Genomic DNA, 19,501 nt, shown 5'->3' with positions numbered 1-19,501 from the left:
CATGAGTTTGCTCAATATCGGGATGTCGGGGCTGGCCGCCAGCCAAACGTCGTTGATGACCACGGGTAACAACATTGCCAACGCCGACACCGCCGGGTACTCGCGTCAGCAGACCGTGCAGGGCACCAAGGCTTCGAATCAGTTCGGCAATGTCTTCATCGGCACTGGCACCACCCTGGCGGATGTACGCCGGGTGTATAACAGCTTCCTGGACGCACAACTGCGTACGGCTACTTCGCTCAACAGTGACGTGGCGGCCTATCAGGGGCAGATCAGCCCGATCGACCAGTTGCTATCGGACAGCGGCACCGGCATGACCGGCGCCCTGACCAAGTTCTTCGCTTCGGTACAGAACCTCAATGCCAAGCCCACCGACGAGGCTTCCCGGCAGTTGCTGCTCAGCGATACCCAGGCCCTGAGCGACCGTTTCAATTCGGTGTCCAGCCAGCTCAACCAGCAGAACACCAATATCAACGGCAACCTGGCGAACATGGCGGACCAGGTCAACAAGCTGGCCAACACCGTGGCCCAGCTCAACCAGAAGATTTCCGAGCTGTCGACCAACGGCAACGGCATGCCCAACGACCTGCTCGATGCGCGTAATGAAACCGTGCGCCAGCTTTCGACCTTCATCGGTGTACAGGTCTCGGAGCGTGGCTCCAGCGTCGATCTGTACCTGGGCAGCGGCCAGCCGCTGGTCATGGGTAACTCGGCCAATACCCTGGAAGTGGTGCAGGGCAAGAACGACCCGAGCCGCTCCGCGCTGCAGCTCAACCGAGGTACTAGCACTGTTGATATCACTAACGTCACCACCGGTGGCGAGATCGGTGGTCTGTTGCGTTATCGCAGTGAGGTGTTGGATCCGGCGATGAATGAACTGGGGCGCGTGGCCTTGGTTATCGCCGATCAGATGAACAGCCAGATGGCTCAGGGCATCGACAAGAACGGCAATTTCGGCGGCAACCTGTTCAATGACATCAACAGTGCTCGCATGGTCGCCCAGCGCAGCGTTGCCAGCACCAGCAACAGTACAGGTTCGGGCAACTTCGATGTGACCATCAAAGACACTGGCAAGCTGAGCACAAGCGATTACACCGTGACCTTCAGCAGTGCCACTGACTACAGCGTGAAGCGCTCTGATGGGACCGACATGGGCAGCTTCAGCACCACGACATCGCCGGCTCCGGTGATTGATGGCTTTTCGCTAAATCTCAATGGCACAGCGGGTGCTGGTGACAGTTTCAAGATCATCCCGACACGCAACGCGGCGACGACCATCCAGACCGAGATGACTGACGCCAAACGCTTAGCCCTGGCTGCGCCGTTGAAGGCTGAGCTCGGTGCCGGGATCAAGAGTTCGCTGAGCATTTCCGCGCAGCCTTCGCTAGCGGTGCCAGTCGACAACTACGATGCCGCTGCCAGGCTGGAGATGCAGACTGCTATCAAGAATTCGGGCCCGGTGAAGGTGGTGTTCAACGCCGTGTCCGGTGGCAGTCAGACCTACGACTACTACGATGCCAAAGGCAACAAGATGGGCAGCGGCTCTATCGTGCCGGGGCAGAGCAATACCCTGAATCTGCAAGTCAACATGCTAGATGCCAGTGGCAATCCGGTCACTGACGGCGGTACGCCGCCTGTGACCAAGACATTTACCGTGCAGATGACCATTGCCGGCGCGCCCAACTCTGGCGACAGCATGAGTATTTCGGTGAACGGTGCCGGCTCGTCCGATAACCGCAATGGTTTGGCCCTGGCCGGCTTGCAGACCAAGCAGACTGTCGATACCGGCTCCGCCAGCAAGGGCATCACCCTGGTGGATGCCTATGGCAAGCTGATCGAGAACGTTGGTGCCAAGGCCAGTCAGGCCAAGCTCGACACCGCCGCCAACGGCACCATCCTGGCCAACGCCAAAGGGGCTCGGGACTCGTTGTCCGGGGTTGACCTGGATGAAGAGACCGGCAACCTGGTCAAATTCCAGCAGTACTACACAGCGTCTTCGCAGATCATCAAGGCTGCGCAGGAAACCTTCAGCACGCTGATCAACAGCCTTTAAGGAGCCGTAGCCCATGCGCATTTCCACCGCCCAGTTTTACGAGTCTTCGGCTGCCAACTACCAGAAGAACTTCGCCAACGTAGTCAAGAGCAGCGAAGAGGCCAGCAGCCTGGTTCGCGTCAATACCGCTGCAGACGATCCGGTAGGCGCTTCGCGTTTGCTGCAATTGGGCCAGCAGGCTTCTCTGCTTGATCAGTACAAGACCAATACCAACTCGATCAAGGCCTCGCTGGGCCAGGCCGAGTCGGTGATGACCAGCATCAACAATGTGCTGGCGCGAGCCAAGGAACTGGCGCTGGGTGCTGGTAACGCTGGCTACACCGATGCCGACCGTCAGGCCAACGCCTCTGAGCTGGGGCAGATCGAAGAGCAGTTGCTGAGCCTGATGAACACTCAGGATGAAAACGGTAAGTACATCTTCGGTGGTTCCAAGGATGATGTGCCGCCATTCTCCCGAAACTCCGATGGCACCTACAGCTACAACGGTGACCAGACCAGCCTCAAGCTGCCGGTGGGCGATACCATGACAATGGCCGCCAATAGCACTGGCTGGGATGTTTTCCAGCAGGCCCTTAACACCAGTCGCAGTGAGGTCACCCGTGTCTTGCCGGCGGTGGATGATGGTCGTGTGAGCTTGTCTAATGGGCAGGTGACCAATAGCGTCAATTACAACAACAGCTTTCGCATTGGCGAGCCCTACAAGGTCGAGTTCGTCACTGGCACTCAATTGAAGATCACTGATGCCAATGGTGTCGACGTCACATCCGAAGCGAGCAAGGGTGGAGTGTTCGATAGCAGTCCCAACCAGACCGTGAGCTTTCGTGGGGTCGACCTGACCCTGAACGTCAATTTGAAGGCAGGTGAAGACCCCGCAGCATTGCTGCCGGGGCACCAATTCACCTTGGCGGCCAAACCCGATACCTTCAATGTGGCCCGCAGCCCGGGTAACCCGAGCATGGCTCAGGTCAGCAGCACTACTGTGACCGACCAGGCGGCCTACAAAGCGGCTTTCCCTAGTGGTTCGGCGGTGCTCAAGTTCACCAGCGCCACTGATTTCGATCTGTATGCTGCTCCCGTGACTGCCGACAGTAAGCCGGTGTCTTCGGGAACTCTGACTGCGGGCAATGTAGCTACGGCGGCTGGAGTGAGTTTCCAGTTGAATGGCACCGCTCCCGCGGCCAATGATCAGTTCAGTGTTGCGGTCAATACTCATGAAACGCAGAACATTCTGGACACTGTGAGCCAGTTGAAAAACGCCCTCAACACTCCAGTGACCGGCGATACCATAGCTACCCAGAAGCAGCTGGCAGACCTTGCCTCTGGTATTGCCAACCTGACCAGCGGTGTTGATCAACTGGCCATTGGTATCAGTTCGATTGGTGGTCGCGGCCAGGCCCTGGATACTCAGACAGAAATCAACGAGAGCCTGTCGGCGGCCAACGTAAAGACGCGTTCTGCGATTAGCGATTCCGATCCAGCCGAAGTGATGACTCGCCTGACCCTGCAACAAACCATGCTGCAGGCTTCGCAGTTGGCATTCAGCAAGATCGCTCAGTTGGGCCTGTTCAATAAGGTCTGATTCAGTGAGGGGATCGTGGCAGCCTGCGCGATCCCCGTTCTTCTTCTTTTTACGGATCGGGGCGTTCCGCTCTCACGTGAGCCGGCGTATACCGGTCGAGAGTTACGCGCGTGAAACCAGCCCCTCTTGTCAGCATCGCCATTGCGGCATTCAACCCTCGCTTTTTTAGTGCTGCACTGTGCAGTGCGCTTGGCCAGACCTACTCCAGCCTTGAAATCGTTGTGTGCGATGACTGCCGCACGGATGAAATCGAACAGATCGTAACCCAGGCGCGTAGCTCGTATCCTGCCGTCACGCTGCGTTATGTGCGCAACCCCCAGCGGTTGGGGTTTCAGCGCAACATCCTGCGTTGCCTGGAAGAGGCTAGCGGCGAATACATCAAGTTTCTCTGTGACGATGACCAACTGGTGGCCGATTGCATCGAGCGCCAGGCAGCGATTCTGGATACCCAGGACGACGTCCAGTTGGTGGTAAGCAAGCACCACTTCTTCGATGCCGACGACTACGTGCTACCCATCCGCATGGAGAATGTGGGCCTAACTCAGTTCGATGCATTGTTCAACGGGCAGGACCTGCTGGCGTACTTTGAAAAGGCCCCGCGCAACATCATCGGGGGGTTCAGTTGTGCATTGATGCGCCGGTCGAACATCGAGTCTCTGTTGCCGGCCCTGGCACAGGAGCAAGGTGGGTTTGTCGCGACGCTCGACTTTGCCTTGTTCGTCTGTCTTTTGCGTCGCGGCAACCTAGTGGAGCTCAGTGCCCTAGGCAGTTTCGAGCGTCTTTATCCGGAGCGCCTTTCGCGCCGTCCGGAAATAGTCAGCGCCGCAATCGTTGAGTGGGGCTGGCTGGAGCAGATGCTCAAACAGCGCAGCGGTGATCAGGCCCCGGCTCAGGGCTGGGTTCGTTATCTTGCGCTGGATAAGGCGCAAGGGCCGTCACTGCGTGACTGGGAGGAAATCAACCTCTATGTGCTGATGGCGGGGCGCCAGGGCATTATCCAGAGCCATGTCGGTACTGATACTGAAAGCTATGGCGATCTCTATGGTCAATGGTTGCGGTATCGTCGTTTTAGCCCGGCGCAGCAGCAGTTGCTATCCAGGCAGATGAGTTTCTGGACAAAGCGTCCGCAGATCATGCTTTTGGTCATCGACACCGATGCGGATGACAGCGCCGTGGATTTGACGTTGTCCAGCATTGCTGCGCAGGGCTACGAGTCGCAGGTGTTGCTCTTGTCTGACGGCCAGTGTGCCCTGGATCAGAAGGTTCGGCGGCATGCGCTGGGCAGTGAGTGGCTGATTCGGGCCAACGAACTGTTGGTCCAGCAAGATGGTGTGGACTGGTTTTACCTGTTGCGTGCGGGCGATTGTCTGCGGGAGACGGCGCTACAGATTCTGGCCGAGCGGATTGTCTGCAGCCAGGGAGTCTTCTGCATATACAGCGACGAAGGTGCCCTGGTCGATGGGAAATCGGTGGAGCCTATCTTCAAGCCGGACTTCAATCTCGATCTTTTGCGTTCATATCCCTATGTGGGTCGGACGTTGGCATTCGACCGCCAGGCTGTGCTGAATCTAGGCTGTTTCGATGCAAGGCTCGGCGAGTTGGCGCCTCATGATCTTATCTGGCGCCTGGTGGAGAGCCATGGATCGCAGGTCATCGAGCACATTGCCGAGATTCAGGTGGAGTCGCAGTTTTCCTTTGCTCAATGGTTGTCATTACCGCAAGTCGTGGAGCAGAACCCGCACCTGCTGGCAGCCCATTTGCAGCGCATCGGTGTCGAGCATCGATTGCATGAGGGGAGAGGCCTGCAATTGATTCCGCGGATTGAATATGTGCATGTCTCCGATCCGCTGGTGTCGATCCTCGTCTCGGTCAAGGACGATCTGGGGGCGCTGGAACAGTGCATCAATAGTCTGATTACTCATACCGCCTACACCCGCTATGAAATCATCATTGTGGATAACGCCAGCAGCCAACCCGAATTGTGTCACTGGTTGCGGGCCATGGCTGATCTCGGCAGTGACGCGTTGCGGATTTTTTTCCATGAGCAGGGTGGCAATGAAGCACAGTTGATGAATTTCGCGGCGCGTCAGGCGCGGGGCGATTATCTGCTGATGTTCAGTACCTGCTGTGTTGTTCGCGACAAGGATTGGTTGCAAGAGTTGCTCAATCACGGGCAGCGTCCTGAGGTGGGGATAGTCGGGCCGCGGACCTTGAATACGCTAGGCAATGTCATCGATGCCGGCTTGATACTTGGCCTGGAAGGCCTGGCCGGAAGAGCCTTTGTCAACGAGCCGGTATCCTCGGTCGGCTACATGCAGCGCATGCAGGTGGTGCAGAACTGGAGTGCTGTGAGCGGCCATTGCCTAATGGTACGAGCTCAGGTCTTCGCGGAAGCAGGTGGTTTCGATGAGGAGGTCGGCACTCAGGGGATCAACTCGCTGGAGTTGTGCCTGCGCGTGGGCAAGAACGGTTACCTGATCGTGACTACGCCGCATGCGGCAGTTGTGTTGGCAGCTTCCCAAGAAGTTCGACGAGAGGAGGGTTGGGAGCGGCGGCTGGAGCGTGAGCAGGAAGCGTTCTACAAGCGCTGGCTGCCGAAGGTGGCTCGGGATCCTGCCTACAACCACAACCTTACTCTGACGGGCATCAGTTTCGGATTGATGCCCGGTTCGCGTGCGGGATGGAATCCACTTTGCAGTCGATCAGTACCCTCAATTCTCGGCCTGGCCCTGAATAATTCTGCCATCGGTCACTACCGCGTCAGCCAGCCACTGATCGAGTTGCAAGAGGCTCAGAGGATAACGGGTAGCGTGTCTTACCAAATGCCTTCGATTATCGAGATTGAGCGCCTGCAGCCGGACGTGGTGATCTTTCAGGGGCGCTACAACACCTCCAAGTTCAACGATATCAGCCAGGTTCGCAATTATTCCCAGGCCCGTAGGATCTATGAGCTGGATGACTACGTTGCGCATATTCCCGAGCGCAACGATCATGCTCGCAACATGCCCGACAATATCCAGGATTTGTTGCGCCGTGGCATAGCCCAGTGTGACCGCGTGGTGGTCTCGACCTATGCCCTGGCCAACACCCTGTCCAGCATGCACCAGGATATCCGGGTGGTGCCGAACATGCTGGCACCGCATTTGTGGAGCCAGATTCGCAGCCAGCGCCGCACCTCACTCAAACCACGGATTGGCTGGGGTGGCGGCACCAGCCACCGTGGTGACCTGGAGTTGATTGCCGATGTGGTGAAGGAGTTGGCCAATGAGGTGGAATGGGTGTTCTTCGGAATGTGCCCTGAAGTGCTCGAGCCTTATGTTCACGAGTACCACCCTGGCGTGAGCCTGGCGAATTACCCGGCCAAGCTGGCTAGCCTGAATCTCGACCTGGCGCTGGCGCCGCTGGAGTTTCATATTTTCAACGACTGCAAGAGCAATCTGCGCTTGCTTGAGTACGGTGCCTGCGGTTATCCGGTGATCTGTTCGGATACCGAGGCCTATCGTGGTCATCTACCCTGTACCCGGGTCGTCAGTAACTCGGCGCAGGAGTGGTTGCAGGCTATCCGTATGCATCTGGCCGATCCACAAGCCAGCTACCAGATGGGCGATGAGTTGCGCGAGGTAGTACTGCGCGACTTCATGTTGCGTGGTGACAACCTGCAGTACTGGGCCGATGGCTGGCTCGCAGACTGATGGGTGTAAGCGACATCAGCCAACAACCTAATGCCTCCGATTGAGCGGACAGGAATTCATATGCAAAGCAATTTTCCCAATGGCGCATCCCCCTTGAGTGAGCGTTTCACCTTGGTTTTGCTGGCGCATGAGCAGCCTCGGGCCTTGCGTCGAGCGCTGCGCTACTACAGTGAATGGCCTTGCGGGGTGCTGGTGGTCGACTCGTCGAGCGAGAGCGATAACGGGGTGGGCGCCGAGTTTGCCGATGTGCTTTATCTGCATGTGCCGACGGACGGTGCCGAGCATTTCAGCGGCAAATTGCGGCAGTCCATCGCGACGCTGAAGACTCCTTACATGGCCATGGCTGATGTCGAGGGTTTCCTTTTGCGTGAAGGGGTCGAGCAGTCTCTGGACTTTCTTGAGGCCCATGGCGACTACGGTGCTTGCCAGGGATACAGCCTGGCTTTCGAGGCACATGCCCAGCGAGTCGATTACCTGCGCCTTGATCGCAAGGGGGAAGAGGACTATTGCGCGGAGTCTGCCGAGGCCCGGTTGGACGTATTCGCCCGCCATTGTCCATCGTTGATCAGCGCAGTGACCCGAACCGAGTTGCTGCGTCGGTGGTATGTTTCGATGCCGGCAGATTTCAATCCGGCCCTTCAGGAGATCGGGCATTCCTATGGTCTGATGGTCGCCGCCAAGGTGCGTCTGTTGCCAATCCCCTATGGGCTGCATGAGCGGCATTGTGCTTCAAGGCTGCAAAGCCAGCAGATCGCAGCGCAACTGAGCTACCGTGACGCGCAGGCCCTGGTTGAGCACGAACGTTTCGCCCTGGCTCTGGCCGGGGCTTTCGACGCCATCGACGGCGAGAGCATTCGCCAGCGTACTCGGGACAACCTGCTGGCCGTCGGCAAATACCTTGCGACCTTGCCAGGGTTGGCAACGGAAAAGCTGATCGAATCGACTTGGGACTCGCTGCTGGAACAGCCGGTCCGGCGCTTCGAGCCGATCCAGTACGTAGAGCTGCCCTTCTACAACCAGGCGTTTTTCGAACAATTGAGCGTCTTGGAGTTTCTCCTTCATGCGGCACCGAGCGGTCGTCGACAGTTGGAGGAGCTCGAAGGCGTCATGCTCCAGCAGAAAGAGTTGTTGCGGGTGCAGCGCAACGCTAGTGCCGAGCCTCTCGATGATCGGCTGCAGAAGGCCTTCGAGCTCTACGCTTTCAATTTGCCAGTGGTGCGGCAGATGATTCTGTCGCTGCAGGCCCGAGGGCAGGAGCAGCGTGCGCAGGCAGTGCAGGCCTGGGAGGTTCGATTGCAGGCAGCGACACTAGCGCACTGCGCTGAGTGGTTTGATACAACCCGTTCCGGACGCCTTCTACACTGGCTCGAAGCACGTGAGCCGGATGCCGGTCAGGTGGAGAAGATCGGACGGCATTTGGCGCGCCATTCCGGTGGGCCTTCTTTCGGGATATTGCTGCTGGATCTGCAGGCCGACATCCTCAAGTTGCAAGCGACCTTCGATAGCGTGATCAACAGCTACTGCCGCAACTTCAAGATCATTGTCTTCACTAGTGGTGACCTGCCTTCGGTCACTACCCCGCAGAACACCTTGCATTTCGTCAAGGTCGACGAGAACAACTACGTCGACAAGATCAATCAGGCAGTGCGGCAGAGCGATTGCGATTGGATGGTCATGGCGCAAGCCGGAGATGAACTCACACCCAGTGGCTTATATCAGGCAAGCCTTGAGCTGTTGGCGGCACCGCAATGCCGTGCGGTGGCCATGGATGAGATCCAGCGCCTGCCGGATGGCACCTTGCGTGATGTATTCCGTCCGGGCTTTAACCTGGACCTGTTGCAGAACTGTCCTGCGCTGCTGGCGCAGCATTGGCTGGTACGTCGCGACGCGCTGGTGCAGGCAGGAGGCTATTCCCGCGAGTTCAAGGACGCTCTGGAGTTTGATCTGCTGTTGCGCCTGATCGAGCAGGGTGGTTTGGAGGGGCTAGCCCACCTGGCCGAGCCGCTGCTGGTCTGCCAGGCGCCCATGGCGCAGAACAATGCTGATGAGCGCAAGGCGCTGTTGCGTCATCTGGCCACCCGAGGCTATCAGGCCGATATCAGCGCGCCGGTGCCGGGGACCCATAAGATCGACTATCGCTTCACTGAGCGTCCGCTGGTATCAATCATCCTTCACAGCGTTAAGGATCTGCCGGCCTTGCAGCGCTGCCTGCTCAGCATACTGCAGCGAACCCGCTATCAGCGTTACGAGATCCTGCTGGCTGAAGATCCGGCCTACTCGGCGCCATTGAATCAATGGCTGGCCTCCCAGGGGCAGCAGGCCAGCCGTCTGCGTCAGTTCGGCATTCAACCCGGTTTGTCGGCTGCGACATTGATCAATACCCTCAGCCAGCAAGCCAAGGGTGAATACCTGGTGACTCTGGCGGCTGACAGCGAAGTGCTCAACGTCAACTGGATTGAGTCACTGCTTAACCAGGTCCTGCGTCCTGAAGTCGGCGTGGTGGGGGCCAAGTTGGTGGATCAGCAGGCGCGGGTGACCCAGGCGGGGCTGATCATGGGTTTCAATGGCAGTGTCGGTTCAGCGTTTGTTGGTGAGCCCAAGACATCCGTGGGGTACCTCAATCGATTGGTGGTGGAGCAGAACTGTTCGGCGGTGTCTTTTGCCTGCCTGATGATTGCCAAGCAATTGTTCGATGCCGCCGATGGTATCGACGACAGTTTGTTTGCCGAAGGGTTGGGCGATGTCGACCTGTGCCTGCGGATTGGCCAGGGCGGTTACCTGACGGTCTGGACTCCCCATGTCCAAGTCATTCAGTCGGGATTGCTTGAGTCCTCGCCTGGAGTATTGCAGGTACTTCAGGAGAAGTGGTCGCAGGTTCTGGGGCATGACCGCTTCTATAACAAGAACCTGACCTTGCAGGGGCGTGGCTATGGCCTTGGTCCTGTGGCTGCGGTTCCTTGGATGGAACTGCTGGAGCAGTCCGCAGGCTGAGAGTGATCAATATTCTCCCGCTGCATGCCGCACACAAAAAAGCCCACTGAAAGTGGGCTTTTTTACAACTTTGCAAAAGCGCTGAAAGTGCCGAAGAGTTGGGTTTTTCAGGCGTTTTTTCGATGGCACCAATATTGCTTTCCAGTGCCTGCGCCCCCGGTAAATCGCACAGACGCCGTATTATTGGCGTACAGGTTGAGGGGGTAGCAGGCCATTGAAGACGATGCTGTTCACATTTGAGAGACGCACATGAAGGCAGTAATTCTGGCGGGGGGATTAGGAACTCGCATCAGTGAGGAATCCCACCTCAAGCCCAAGCCGATGATCGAGATTGGTGGCAAGCCAATCATCTGGCACATCATGAAAATCTACTCTCACTACGGCATCAACGACTTTGTGGTCTGCCTGGGCTACAAGGGGTACATCATCAAGGAGTACTTCGCCAACTACTTTCTGCACATGTCGGATGTGACCTTCGACATGGCGGAAAACAGCATGCATATACACCAGCGCCATGCTGAACCCTGGCGTGTGACTCTGGTAGACACTGGAGAAACTACCGGCACCGGCGGACGCTTGAAGCGGGTACGCGACTACCTCGGGGGAGAGAGCTTCTGCTTCACCTATGGCGATGGTGTTTCGAACGTAAATATTCCCGAACTGATCGCCTTCCACCGCCAGCACGGCAAACTTGCCACTGTGACCACTGTTCAGCCTCCAGGTCGCTTCGGCGCCATGGAGCTGGAAGGCTCCTGCGTACGTGGTTTTCAGGAAAAGCCTCAGGGCGATGGGGGGTGGATCAATGGCGGATTCTTCGTCCTGGAGCCGGGTGCGCTTGATTACATCGAAGACTATTCAACCACTTGGGAATACGAACCCATGCGCAACCTGGCCCGTGAGGGGCAGTTGATGAGCTATCTGCATCGTGGTTTCTGGCAGCCGATGGACACCCTGCGCGACCGAGTTCTGTTGGAAGAGCGTTGGAGCGGTGGGCAGGCTGAATGGAAACTCTGGAGTTGAAAGGGTTCTGGTCGGGCAAGAAGGTCTTCCTTACCGGGCATACAGGCTTCAAGGGCGGCTGGCTGGCGCTTTGGTTGCGTGAGCTGGGTGCGCAGGTGCAGGGTTATGCCTTGCCCGCGGTGACCACGCCATCGTTATGGCAGGACGCGGGGTTGGATCGCCTGATCGCTGGCGACCTGGCAGATATCCGCGATCTGGCCACCGTCACCCGGGCGGTACAGGCCTTTGCTCCGGACGTGGTGTTTCACTTGGCGGCGCAACCTCTGGTCCGTGAGTCCTACCGTGCTCCGGTGGACACCTACGCCGTCAACGTCATGGGCACGGTCAACTTGTTGGAAGCAGTACGCCAGTGCCCTGGGGTGCGCGCGGTGGTCGTGGTCACCACTGATAAGTGTTACGAAAACCGTGAATGGGTGCTGCCCTATCGCGAGTACGACGCCCTTGGCGGTTTCGACCCCTACAGCAATAGCAAGGCCTGCGTGGAGCTGCTCTGCGCCTCCTATCGCGACTCCTTCCTGCAGGCTTCGGGAGCGGCCCTGGCCACGGCCCGGGCGGGCAATGTCGTGGGCGGTGGCGACTGGTCGCCGGACCGCCTGGTGCCGGATATTTTTCGTGCTTGGCAGCACAACGAAGAAGTGGTCTTGCGCTATCCCCAGGCCACTCGTCCCTGGCAGCACGCTCTTGAACCACTGAAGGGTTATTTGATGCTGGCCAAGGCTTTGTTCGAAAACGGCGAGCAGTATGCCGGTGCCTGGAACTTTGGTCCTGATAGCCACAATGTGGCCACGGTCCAGAGCATTGTCAGCCAGCTCGCCGAGTTGTGGCCCACACCTGTGCGCTGGGCTATCGAGCCGGGGGCTCAACCCCATGAAGCCAGCCTGCTGGCGCTGGACTCGAACAAGGCGCAAACGGAACTGGGCTGGACCCCGCGCTGGTCTCTGGCAACCACATTGGAGCAGACCCTGGCCTGGAACCTCGCCTGGCAACATGGCGAAGACATGCACACCTTTACCCGCAAGCAGATCGCGGACTATCAAGGCGATACCCATGAGTGAAAGTACTTCGCAGCAGTTACGCCAACAAATTGTCGAGTTGGTTGGGCGTTATGCGCAGTTGCAGATGGCTCCACAAGTGTTCGTGGCTGGCCAGAGCGCCGTGCCGCCTGCGGGCAAGGTGATCGGTGCCGGCGAGTTGCAGTCGATGACCGAAGCGGTACTGGATGGCTGGCTGACCACCGGGCGCTTCAACGATGCCTTTGAGAAACGCTTGGCCAAGTACCTCGGTCGGCGTTGTGTACTGACCACCAACTCAGGCTCGTCAGCGAACCTGCTGGCCTTTTCGGCGTTGACCTCGCCGCGCCTGGGCGACCGCGCGATAAAGCCGGGTGACGAAGTGATCGGGGTCGCTGCGGGTTTCCCCACCACAGTCAACCCGATCCTGCAATTCGGTGCAGTGCCGGTATTCGTCGACGTCGAACTGGCCACCTACAACATCGATCCAGCCAAGATCGAGGCGGCCATCAGCCCCAAGACCAAGGCCATCATGCTCGCCCACACTTTGGGCAATCCCTATGACCTGAGTGTGGTTCGAGCCCTGTGCGACAAGTACAAGCTGTGGCTGATCGAAGACTGCTGCGATGCCCTGGGTTCAACCTACAAAGGGCAGTTGGTGGGCACCTTTGGTGATATCGGAACACTGAGCTTCTACCCGGCGCACCACATCACCATGGGCGAGGGCGGGGCGGTGTTCACCAACAATCCGTTGCTCAAGCGGATCATGGAGTCCTTCCGCGACTGGGGGCGTGATTGCTATTGCGCACCCGGCCAGGACAACACCTGCAAGCAGCGTTTCTGCAAGCAGATGGGAGAGTTGCCAGAGGGATACGACCACAAATACACCTACTCGCACCTGGGCTACAACCTCAAGATCACTGATATGCAGGCTGCCTGCGCCTTGGCGCAGATGGATCGGGTGGATGATTTCACCAAGGCGCGCAAACGCAATTTCCAGTGGCTGCGCGAACGTTTGGCCAGCTGTACCGACTTCCTGATCCTGCCCGAGGCTACCGCTGATAGCGATCCGTCCTGGTTCGGTTTTCCACTGACCTTGCGCGATGGTTGCGGGATCAAACGGGTCGAACTGTTGCAGTATCTGGATAGCCAGAACGTCGGCACGCGGTTGCTGTTCGCCGGTAACTTGGTACGCCAACCCTACATGCTCGGGCGCAACTTTCGCGTCAGCGGCGAGCTGACCGTGACCGACAAGGTCATGAACGACACTTTCTGGATCGGCGTCTGGCCGGGCCTGGGCGAGGAACATCTGGCGCATGCGGCACGCTGTCTCGAACACTTCTTCGGGCTGGATCGCTGATGCGTGCCTATATCCTCTGTGGCGGCTTTGGCACACGTCTTAGCAGCGTACTGCAAGGATCGCAAAAGGCCGTGGTCGATGTGCACGGCCGGCCATTTCTGGAGCTGGTACTGCAACAGTTGAAGCTGGCCGGGCTCAGCGAAGCCGTATTGTGCGCCCATTACCGTGCAGATCAGTTGGACGAGCTGTTGCCGGCACTTGCGGCGCAGAGTGGTCTGAAGTTGCAGTTGGTGGTCGAAGAGCAACCCATGGGTACGGGAGGTGCAATATTGCATGCGCTGCACGAGGTGCGGGCTGAGGAGCGCTATCTGGTGCTCAACGCCGATACGTACCTTGATCAGCAGGCTTACCGCCTGGCCCTTGGTTCGGCAACGGACTGTGTACTTGGAGTGATGGTCGAGGACCGTACGCGCTATGGCAGCCTCGCCTGCACGCAGGATCTGCGCCTGCTGGCCCTGAATGAGAAGGGCGTGTCCGGGCCAGGCCTAGTGAATGCGGGAGTGTACGGTTTCTCCGCCAACGCCCTGAGTGAGTTTGAGCGGCAGGCCTGTTCCATGGAGCAGTTGATCCTGCCGCAACTGATCGAGCTGCAACGGTTGCAAGTGATCCAGTACAGCGGGCCATTCATTGATATTGGAACACCCGACGCGTTGAGTGCTTTCAAGTCGCGTGTGCAAGAGGTCGGGAAACCATGAGCCAATTGGTTAAAACCCAGACGATCTATACCCACCAGACCATCCTCGAGGCCGTCGAGTGCATCGAGTCGGGGGACTTGCAGATTGTCTTTGTGGTCGATAACGGCTACCGCCTGGTTGGCGTGCTGACAAACGGTGACTTGCGCCGTTATCTGTTGCAGGGCGGCGCCACTACCGTGCCGGTCACCGAGTGCATGAACACTCAATACCGATCGGTAAAGGTGGGTGCTGCTCGGGAGGAAATGCTCAAGATCTTCGACCTCAGCTACAACGCAATTCCGGTGGTGGATGCTCAGGGGCTGCTGGTGGACGTGGTCACTCCGGCGTTGCTGGCCGCCAACCAGGAGGTGCCGGTGCTGGCCAGGGCGCGAGCCCCGGTGCGTATGAGCTTCAGTGGTGGCGGCTCGGACCTTACTTACTACTTTGTGGAAAACCCGGCGGCGGTGCTCAGTTGCACGGTGGGTCTTTATTCCCACGCTACCCTCATTCCGCGTACGGATGAGGTCATCCGGATTTTCTCCGAAGATCTGGATACCGAAGAGCAATACGAGTCGGTGGACGCGTTGCAGGCCCATGCCGGCAAGGGGTTGCTGGCGACCATTGTGTCGGTGATCAAGCCCAGCTATGGCTTGGACTTGCATGTGCGTTCTGATTTTCCAGTGGGCTCAGGCCTGGGGGGCTCTTCGGCAGTGGCGACGGCAGTGATCGCTGCCTTCAACGAGCTGCGCCGCGATCGCTGGAGCACCTATGAAGTTGCCGAACTGGCTTTTCAGTCCGAGCGTCTGTGCTTTGGTATTGCCGGTGGCTGGCAGGATCAGTACGCCTCAGCCTTTGGCGGTTTCAACCTGATCGAGTTCAAGGAGGGGCGCAACCTGGTGCACCCGATTCGCCTTGACGATTCGATCTGCAACGAGCTTGAAGAGTGCCTGGTGCTCTGTGATACGCGGATTTCCCACGACTCCGGCAAGCTGCATGTACAGCAGCGTGAAGAAATGGAAAGCAAGCAGGCCCAAGGGTTGCTGCTGACCGAGAGCGTATCGCTGTGCCGGCAAATGCATCACCACCTGATTCGCGGCGAGTTGCTGGATTTCGGCCGCAGCCTGCATCAAGGCTGGATGCTCAAGCGACAATTTTCCCGGGCCGTCAGTGATGGCGTCCTCGATCAGATCTATGAATGCGCGCTAAGCGCCGGTGCCTTGGGCGGGAAACTGCTGGGGGCCGGAGGCGGCGGGTTCTTCCTGTTCTATGTACAGCCCCAGCATCGGCATGCGGTCGTTGAAAAGGTCCGCGAGCTGGGCTGTCGCACCACTGATTTCCGATTCGAATCCAACGGTGTCACTTCCTGGCGGACCAAAATTCAATGAATGAGCAAGTTTTCAGCATCGATGGCATGGTCATCGGTGGCGACCGGACCTTTGTGATTGCCGAAGTGGGCAACAACCACAACGGTTCCCTGGCACTGGCCAAGCAATTGGTGGATGCCTCGATCAAGGCCGGCGCCGACTGTGTGAAGTTCCAGCTGCGCAATCGCGAGGCGCTTTACCGGCGCAAGGCTGACGGTTCAAGAGCCGAGGACCTGGGGGTGGAATACATCCAGGACTTGCTGGATAAGGTCGAACTGAATGTGGACGAGCATCGACAGATCCGCGCCTACTGTGCGGAAAAAGGTATCAGTTACATCTGCACCCCCTGGGATGAACCCAGTGTCGATGTGTTGGCCGGTTTCGATGTTCCGGCATTGAAGATCGCCTCCGCCGATCTGTGCAATCCGTACCTGATCGCCAAGGCCGCGACCCTGGGCAAGCCGCTGATTCTCTCCACCGGGATGTCCCTGGAGCATGAGATCGAGCGCGCCATCATGCAGTTACGTGGCTTGGGCGTGCCCTTCGCCTTGCTGCATTGCAACAGTACCTATCCGGCTCCCGAGAGCGATATTCAGCTCGGCTACCTGGCCCGTCTGCGCGAACTGCATGGGCTGATCGGGTATTCCGGCCACGAGCGCGGGACGGCCATCAGCATCGCAGCAGTCGCTCTGGGGGCCAAGCTGATCGAGCGGCACATCACTCTAGATCGTGGCATGGAAGGCCCGGATCATCTGGCCAGCCTTGAACCCCAGGAGTTCCGCCAATTGGTGGAGGGGATCCGGCAGTTGGAGAAGGCGTTGCCATGGACCGGTCCAGGCCGCCATGCCAGCCAGGGTGAGTTGCTCAATCGCGAGAACCTCGGCAAGAGCGTGATCGCTGCGCGGGCCATCGCTCCCGGGGAAACCTTCACCCAGGACATGTTGCGAGTAGCCAGCCCGGGTCAGGGCCTGGCGCCATACCGATTGAGCGACCTGCTGGGCAGGCCGGCCGGGCGGAGCATCGCCCAGGGCGACTTTCTTTTCGACAGCGATCTGACCGAGCAGGCCGAAGTTCGCCGAGAGTTCTCCATGCCCATCCTCTGGGGCGTGCCGGTTCGTTATCACGACTTTCTGCAGTATGAGCAGTGGATCAAGCCGGACCTGTTCGAGTTCCACCTGTCCTACCGCGACTTGAGCGTGGCGCCACAGGCGTACTTGCGTCAGGTGGAGTGCTCGCGCTTGGTGGTGCATGCCCCGGAGCTGTTCGAGAACAGTGAACTGCTGGACCTGGTGGCCGATGACCTGGAATATCGCCAGCGTTCGATCGTCAATCTGCAGCGGGTAGTGGATGCCACCTTGCAGATTGCCGAGTACTTCCCCAATGCCGACTCGCTGCTGATCGTTGCCAACATCGGCGGGTTCTCCGCAGATGAGCCGTTTCCCATCGCTCATCGGGCCGAACTGTACCGGCGTTTCCAGGAATCCTGTGCTCAGGTGGACTTCGGTCGCACCGAACTGATTCCGCAGAACATGGCGCCGTTCCCCTGGCACTTTGGCGGGCAGCGCCACCAGAACATTTTCATGATGCCCGACGAGCTGGCCGAGCAGGCCAAGGTCCTTGGCCTGCGCCTGTGCCTCGACCTGTCGCATTTGCAGATGGCCTGCTTCCACTTCGGCCTGGACTTCCAGTCCGCGCTGGCGCTGCTGCTGCCGCATTCGGCGCACTTGCATGTGGCGGATGCCAAAGGGGCCAATGGCGAGGGCGTGATCATGGGCACCGGCGATGTGGACTGGCCGGCAACCTGGGCTCAGCTCAAGGGGTATCCAGCCGTGAGTTTCATCCCTGAGGTCTGGCAGGGGCATAAGGATCATGGCGCCGGTTTCTGGTCGGCGCTGGAGTTTCTCAACACATTGAATTGAGCCGAGTGCTCCGCGAACGGGATGGAGTTTCAACGATGAGTAACACAATACGCGTAGCTGATTACATCATGAATCGGCTGGCGGAGCTGGGCATCAAGCAGGTGTTCTTCCTGCCGGGCGGTGGCGCCATGCATTTGAATGACGCGCTGGGACGCCATCCCGACCTGGAGCCTATCCTTTGCCTTCAGGAGCAGGCATGCGGAATCGCCGCCGAGGCCGCTGGCAAGTTGACCGGTGGCGCGAGTGCCTGCATGACGACCTGCGGGCCGGGTGCGACCAACGCCGTTACGGCCACCCTTGGCGCGTGGCTGGACTCCACCCCGGTGTTCTTCATTTCCGGGCAAGTCAAAACTGCCGACCTGAAGGCCGGTACCGGCTTGCGCATGCTGGGCGTGCAGGAGGCCGATATCGTGTCCATGGTCTCCTCGATCACCAAGCGGGCGGTGACGCTCACCGATCCTGAAGCGGTCGCCGAGGTTTTCGACGAGCTGGAGTACGCCGCGTTCAACGGTCGTCGCGGGCCGGTCTGGCTGGATGTGCCCCTTGACGTGCAAGCCGCGCAAGTCGATCCCCAGGAGTTGCGTCGGGCAACACTGCCCGCGCCCGTCGCCGCGCCTGACATCAGCGCGGCAGTCGCCCGTACCCTGGAACTGCTCAAGACCGCCAAGCGTCCAGGCATCATCGCCGGTAGCGGTATTCGCATGGCCGGGGCCATCGATGCCTTCAATGCGCTGGTCGAAAGCGCAGGTGTGCCGATCATGCCGACGTGGCTGGCCATGGATGTGATTGAAGACGAGCACCCGCTCTACGGCGGACGCCCGGGTTCGATCGCGCCGCGCTGGGCCAACTTCACTCTGCAGAATTGCGACCTGCTGATTGTGCTGGGCTCGCGCCTGGACATGGCGTTGACCGCTTACAACCATGCACATTTCGCCCCCTTCGCCAAGAAAGTGGTGGTTGACATCGACGCGGCGGAAATTGCCAAGCTGCAGATGCCGATCGAGGTGCCGGTGGTGGCGGACGTCAAGCCGTTCATCGAGGCATTGGTCGCTGGTGTCGCCGCCGAGCCTCTCCCGGACTATTCGGCGTGGCTCGCGCAGATCGCCCAATGGCGCCAACGTTATCCGCTGCTGCAGCCCGAGCACGCCGACGACAGCCAGGGTGTGAGCATGTACCACTTCACCGATCGGCTGTCCGAGTTGCTAGGCGAGGGCGATGTGATCGCGCCTTGCAGTTCGGGGTTCGCCGCAGAGCTGTTCCTGCTGAGCCTGCGGATGAAGAAACACCAGCGCTGCTTCCATAACCGCGGGACTGGCTCCATGGGCTTCGGTGTGCCATCGGCCATCGGCGCTTGCCTGGCCTCGGGCCGTCGGCAGACGATCTGTGTGGAAGGCGACGGCGGCCTGCAAATGAACGTGCAGGAGCTGGCGACCCTGGCCGCGCAGCGCCTGCCGGTCAAATGCTTTGTGGTCAACAATCAGGGCTACGCGTCCATTCGCACCTCGCAGAGCGCGCACTTCAAGTTGCTGGTGGGTGCCGACGCCGAAAGTGGCTTGCAACTGCCGAACTTGCGTCAGCTGGCCGAGGCCTATGGCGTGGGTTATGCCTTGATCGAGGGGCACGCCAACCTCGACGCCCGCCTGCGCGAAGTGCTCGACCGCGAAGGCCCGGTGGTCTGTGAGGTGATGGTCCAGGTTGAAGAGCCGCGCATCCCGCGGGTGATGACCCGTATCAACGCCCAGGGCAAGCCTGAATCGGGTGCCCTGGAGGATCTGTATCCCTTCCTTTCGCGTGAAGAATTCGCCCAGAACTGGCCCCTGGACGCGCAAGGAGCATGAG

The 19,501-nt window shown here is 59.1% G+C and carries 11 protein-coding genes; all 11 read left to right on the top strand.

Annotated features, from left to right (window positions below; genetic code table 11):
• Position 1 precedes the first annotated feature (1 nt).
• Positions 2 to 2,053, top strand: coding sequence for a flagellar hook-associated protein FlgK (gene flgK / locus ACUXVH_RS23425; RefSeq protein WP_065363358.1), 2,052 nt, complete (start codon positions 2 to 4; stop codon positions 2,051 to 2,053).
• Between the two features lie 13 nt (positions 2,054 to 2,066).
• Positions 2,067 to 3,632, top strand: a complete 1,566-nt coding sequence (locus ACUXVH_RS23420; protein WP_445496037.1) for a flagellar hook-associated protein 3 — start codon at positions 2,067 to 2,069, stop codon at positions 3,630 to 3,632.
• A 110-nt stretch (positions 3,633 to 3,742) separates the two neighbouring features.
• Positions 3,743 to 7,324, top strand: a complete 3,582-nt coding sequence (locus tag ACUXVH_RS23415; RefSeq protein ID WP_073698921.1) for a glycosyltransferase — start codon at positions 3,743 to 3,745, stop codon at positions 7,322 to 7,324.
• 60 nt (positions 7,325 to 7,384) lie between these two features.
• Positions 7,385 to 10,315, top strand: coding sequence for a glycosyltransferase family 2 protein (locus ACUXVH_RS23410; protein WP_065363360.1), 2,931 nt, complete (start codon positions 7,385 to 7,387; stop codon positions 10,313 to 10,315).
• A gap of 249 nt (positions 10,316 to 10,564) precedes the next feature.
• Entirely contained in the window at positions 10,565 to 11,335 is a 771-nt protein-coding gene (gene rfbF / locus ACUXVH_RS23405; protein WP_065363361.1) for a glucose-1-phosphate cytidylyltransferase, read from the top strand.
• On the top strand, positions 11,317 to 12,390 hold the full coding sequence (gene rfbG, locus ACUXVH_RS23400; protein ID WP_065363362.1) for a CDP-glucose 4,6-dehydratase: 1,074 nt from the start codon (positions 11,317 to 11,319) through the stop codon (positions 12,388 to 12,390). The genes rfbF and rfbG overlap by 19 nt, the downstream gene beginning before the upstream one ends.
• Complete coding sequence (gene rfbH / locus ACUXVH_RS23395) at positions 12,383 to 13,705, top strand: lipopolysaccharide biosynthesis protein RfbH (RefSeq protein WP_065363363.1); 1,323 nt, start codon at positions 12,383 to 12,385, stop codon at positions 13,703 to 13,705. The genes rfbG and rfbH overlap by 8 nt, the downstream gene beginning before the upstream one ends.
• Positions 13,705 to 14,400: a sugar phosphate nucleotidyltransferase gene (locus ACUXVH_RS23390; protein ID WP_065363364.1), complete on the top strand. Its 696-nt coding sequence runs from the start codon at positions 13,705 to 13,707 to the stop codon at positions 14,398 to 14,400. The genes rfbH and ACUXVH_RS23390 overlap by 1 nt, the downstream gene beginning before the upstream one ends.
• Positions 14,397 to 15,764, top strand: a complete 1,368-nt coding sequence (locus ACUXVH_RS23385) for a GHMP family kinase ATP-binding protein (RefSeq protein WP_065363365.1) — start codon at positions 14,397 to 14,399, stop codon at positions 15,762 to 15,764. Before ACUXVH_RS23390 ends, ACUXVH_RS23385 begins: the two co-directional genes overlap by 4 nt.
• The gene (locus ACUXVH_RS23380) at positions 15,761 to 17,662 is read left to right on the top strand and encodes an N-acetylneuraminate synthase family protein (RefSeq protein ID WP_065363366.1); all 1,902 of its coding nucleotides are present in this window, start codon (positions 15,761 to 15,763) and stop codon (positions 17,660 to 17,662) included. The genes ACUXVH_RS23385 and ACUXVH_RS23380 overlap by 4 nt, the downstream gene beginning before the upstream one ends.
• A gap of 35 nt (positions 17,663 to 17,697) precedes the next feature.
• Positions 17,698 to 19,500 carry a thiamine pyrophosphate-binding protein gene (locus tag ACUXVH_RS23375; RefSeq protein WP_445496031.1) on the top strand — a complete coding sequence of 601 codons (1,803 nt, stop codon included), beginning with the start codon at positions 17,698 to 17,700 and terminating at the stop codon, positions 19,498 to 19,500.
• The last annotated feature ends 1 nt before the right edge of the window (position 19,501 follow it).

The sequence above is a fragment of the Pseudomonas sp. 8(2025) genome (assembly GCF_052665325.1).
This window is presented reverse-complemented; position numbering and strand designations above follow the sequence as displayed.

Coding starts and splice junctions, on each gene's coding strand:
- flgK (WP_065363358.1), top strand. CDS start 2: ATGAGTTTGCTCAATATCGGGATGTCGGGGCTGGCCGCCAGCCAAACG.
- ACUXVH_RS23420 (WP_445496037.1), top strand. CDS start 2,067: ATGCGCATTTCCACCGCCCAGTTTTACGAGTCTTCGGCTGCCAACTAC.
- ACUXVH_RS23410 (WP_065363360.1), top strand. CDS start 7,385: ATGCAAAGCAATTTTCCCAATGGCGCATCCCCCTTGAGTGAGCGTTTC.
- rfbF (WP_065363361.1), top strand. CDS start 10,565: ATGAAGGCAGTAATTCTGGCGGGGGGATTAGGAACTCGCATCAGTGAG.
- rfbG (WP_065363362.1), top strand. CDS start 11,317: ATGGAAACTCTGGAGTTGAAAGGGTTCTGGTCGGGCAAGAAGGTCTTC.
- rfbH (WP_065363363.1), top strand. CDS start 12,383: ATGAGTGAAAGTACTTCGCAGCAGTTACGCCAACAAATTGTCGAGTTG.
- ACUXVH_RS23390 (WP_065363364.1), top strand. CDS start 13,705: ATGCGTGCCTATATCCTCTGTGGCGGCTTTGGCACACGTCTTAGCAGC.
- ACUXVH_RS23385 (WP_065363365.1), top strand. CDS start 14,397: ATGAGCCAATTGGTTAAAACCCAGACGATCTATACCCACCAGACCATC.
- ACUXVH_RS23380 (WP_065363366.1), top strand. CDS start 15,761: ATGAATGAGCAAGTTTTCAGCATCGATGGCATGGTCATCGGTGGCGAC.
- ACUXVH_RS23375 (WP_445496031.1), top strand. CDS start 17,698: ATGAGTAACACAATACGCGTAGCTGATTACATCATGAATCGGCTGGCG.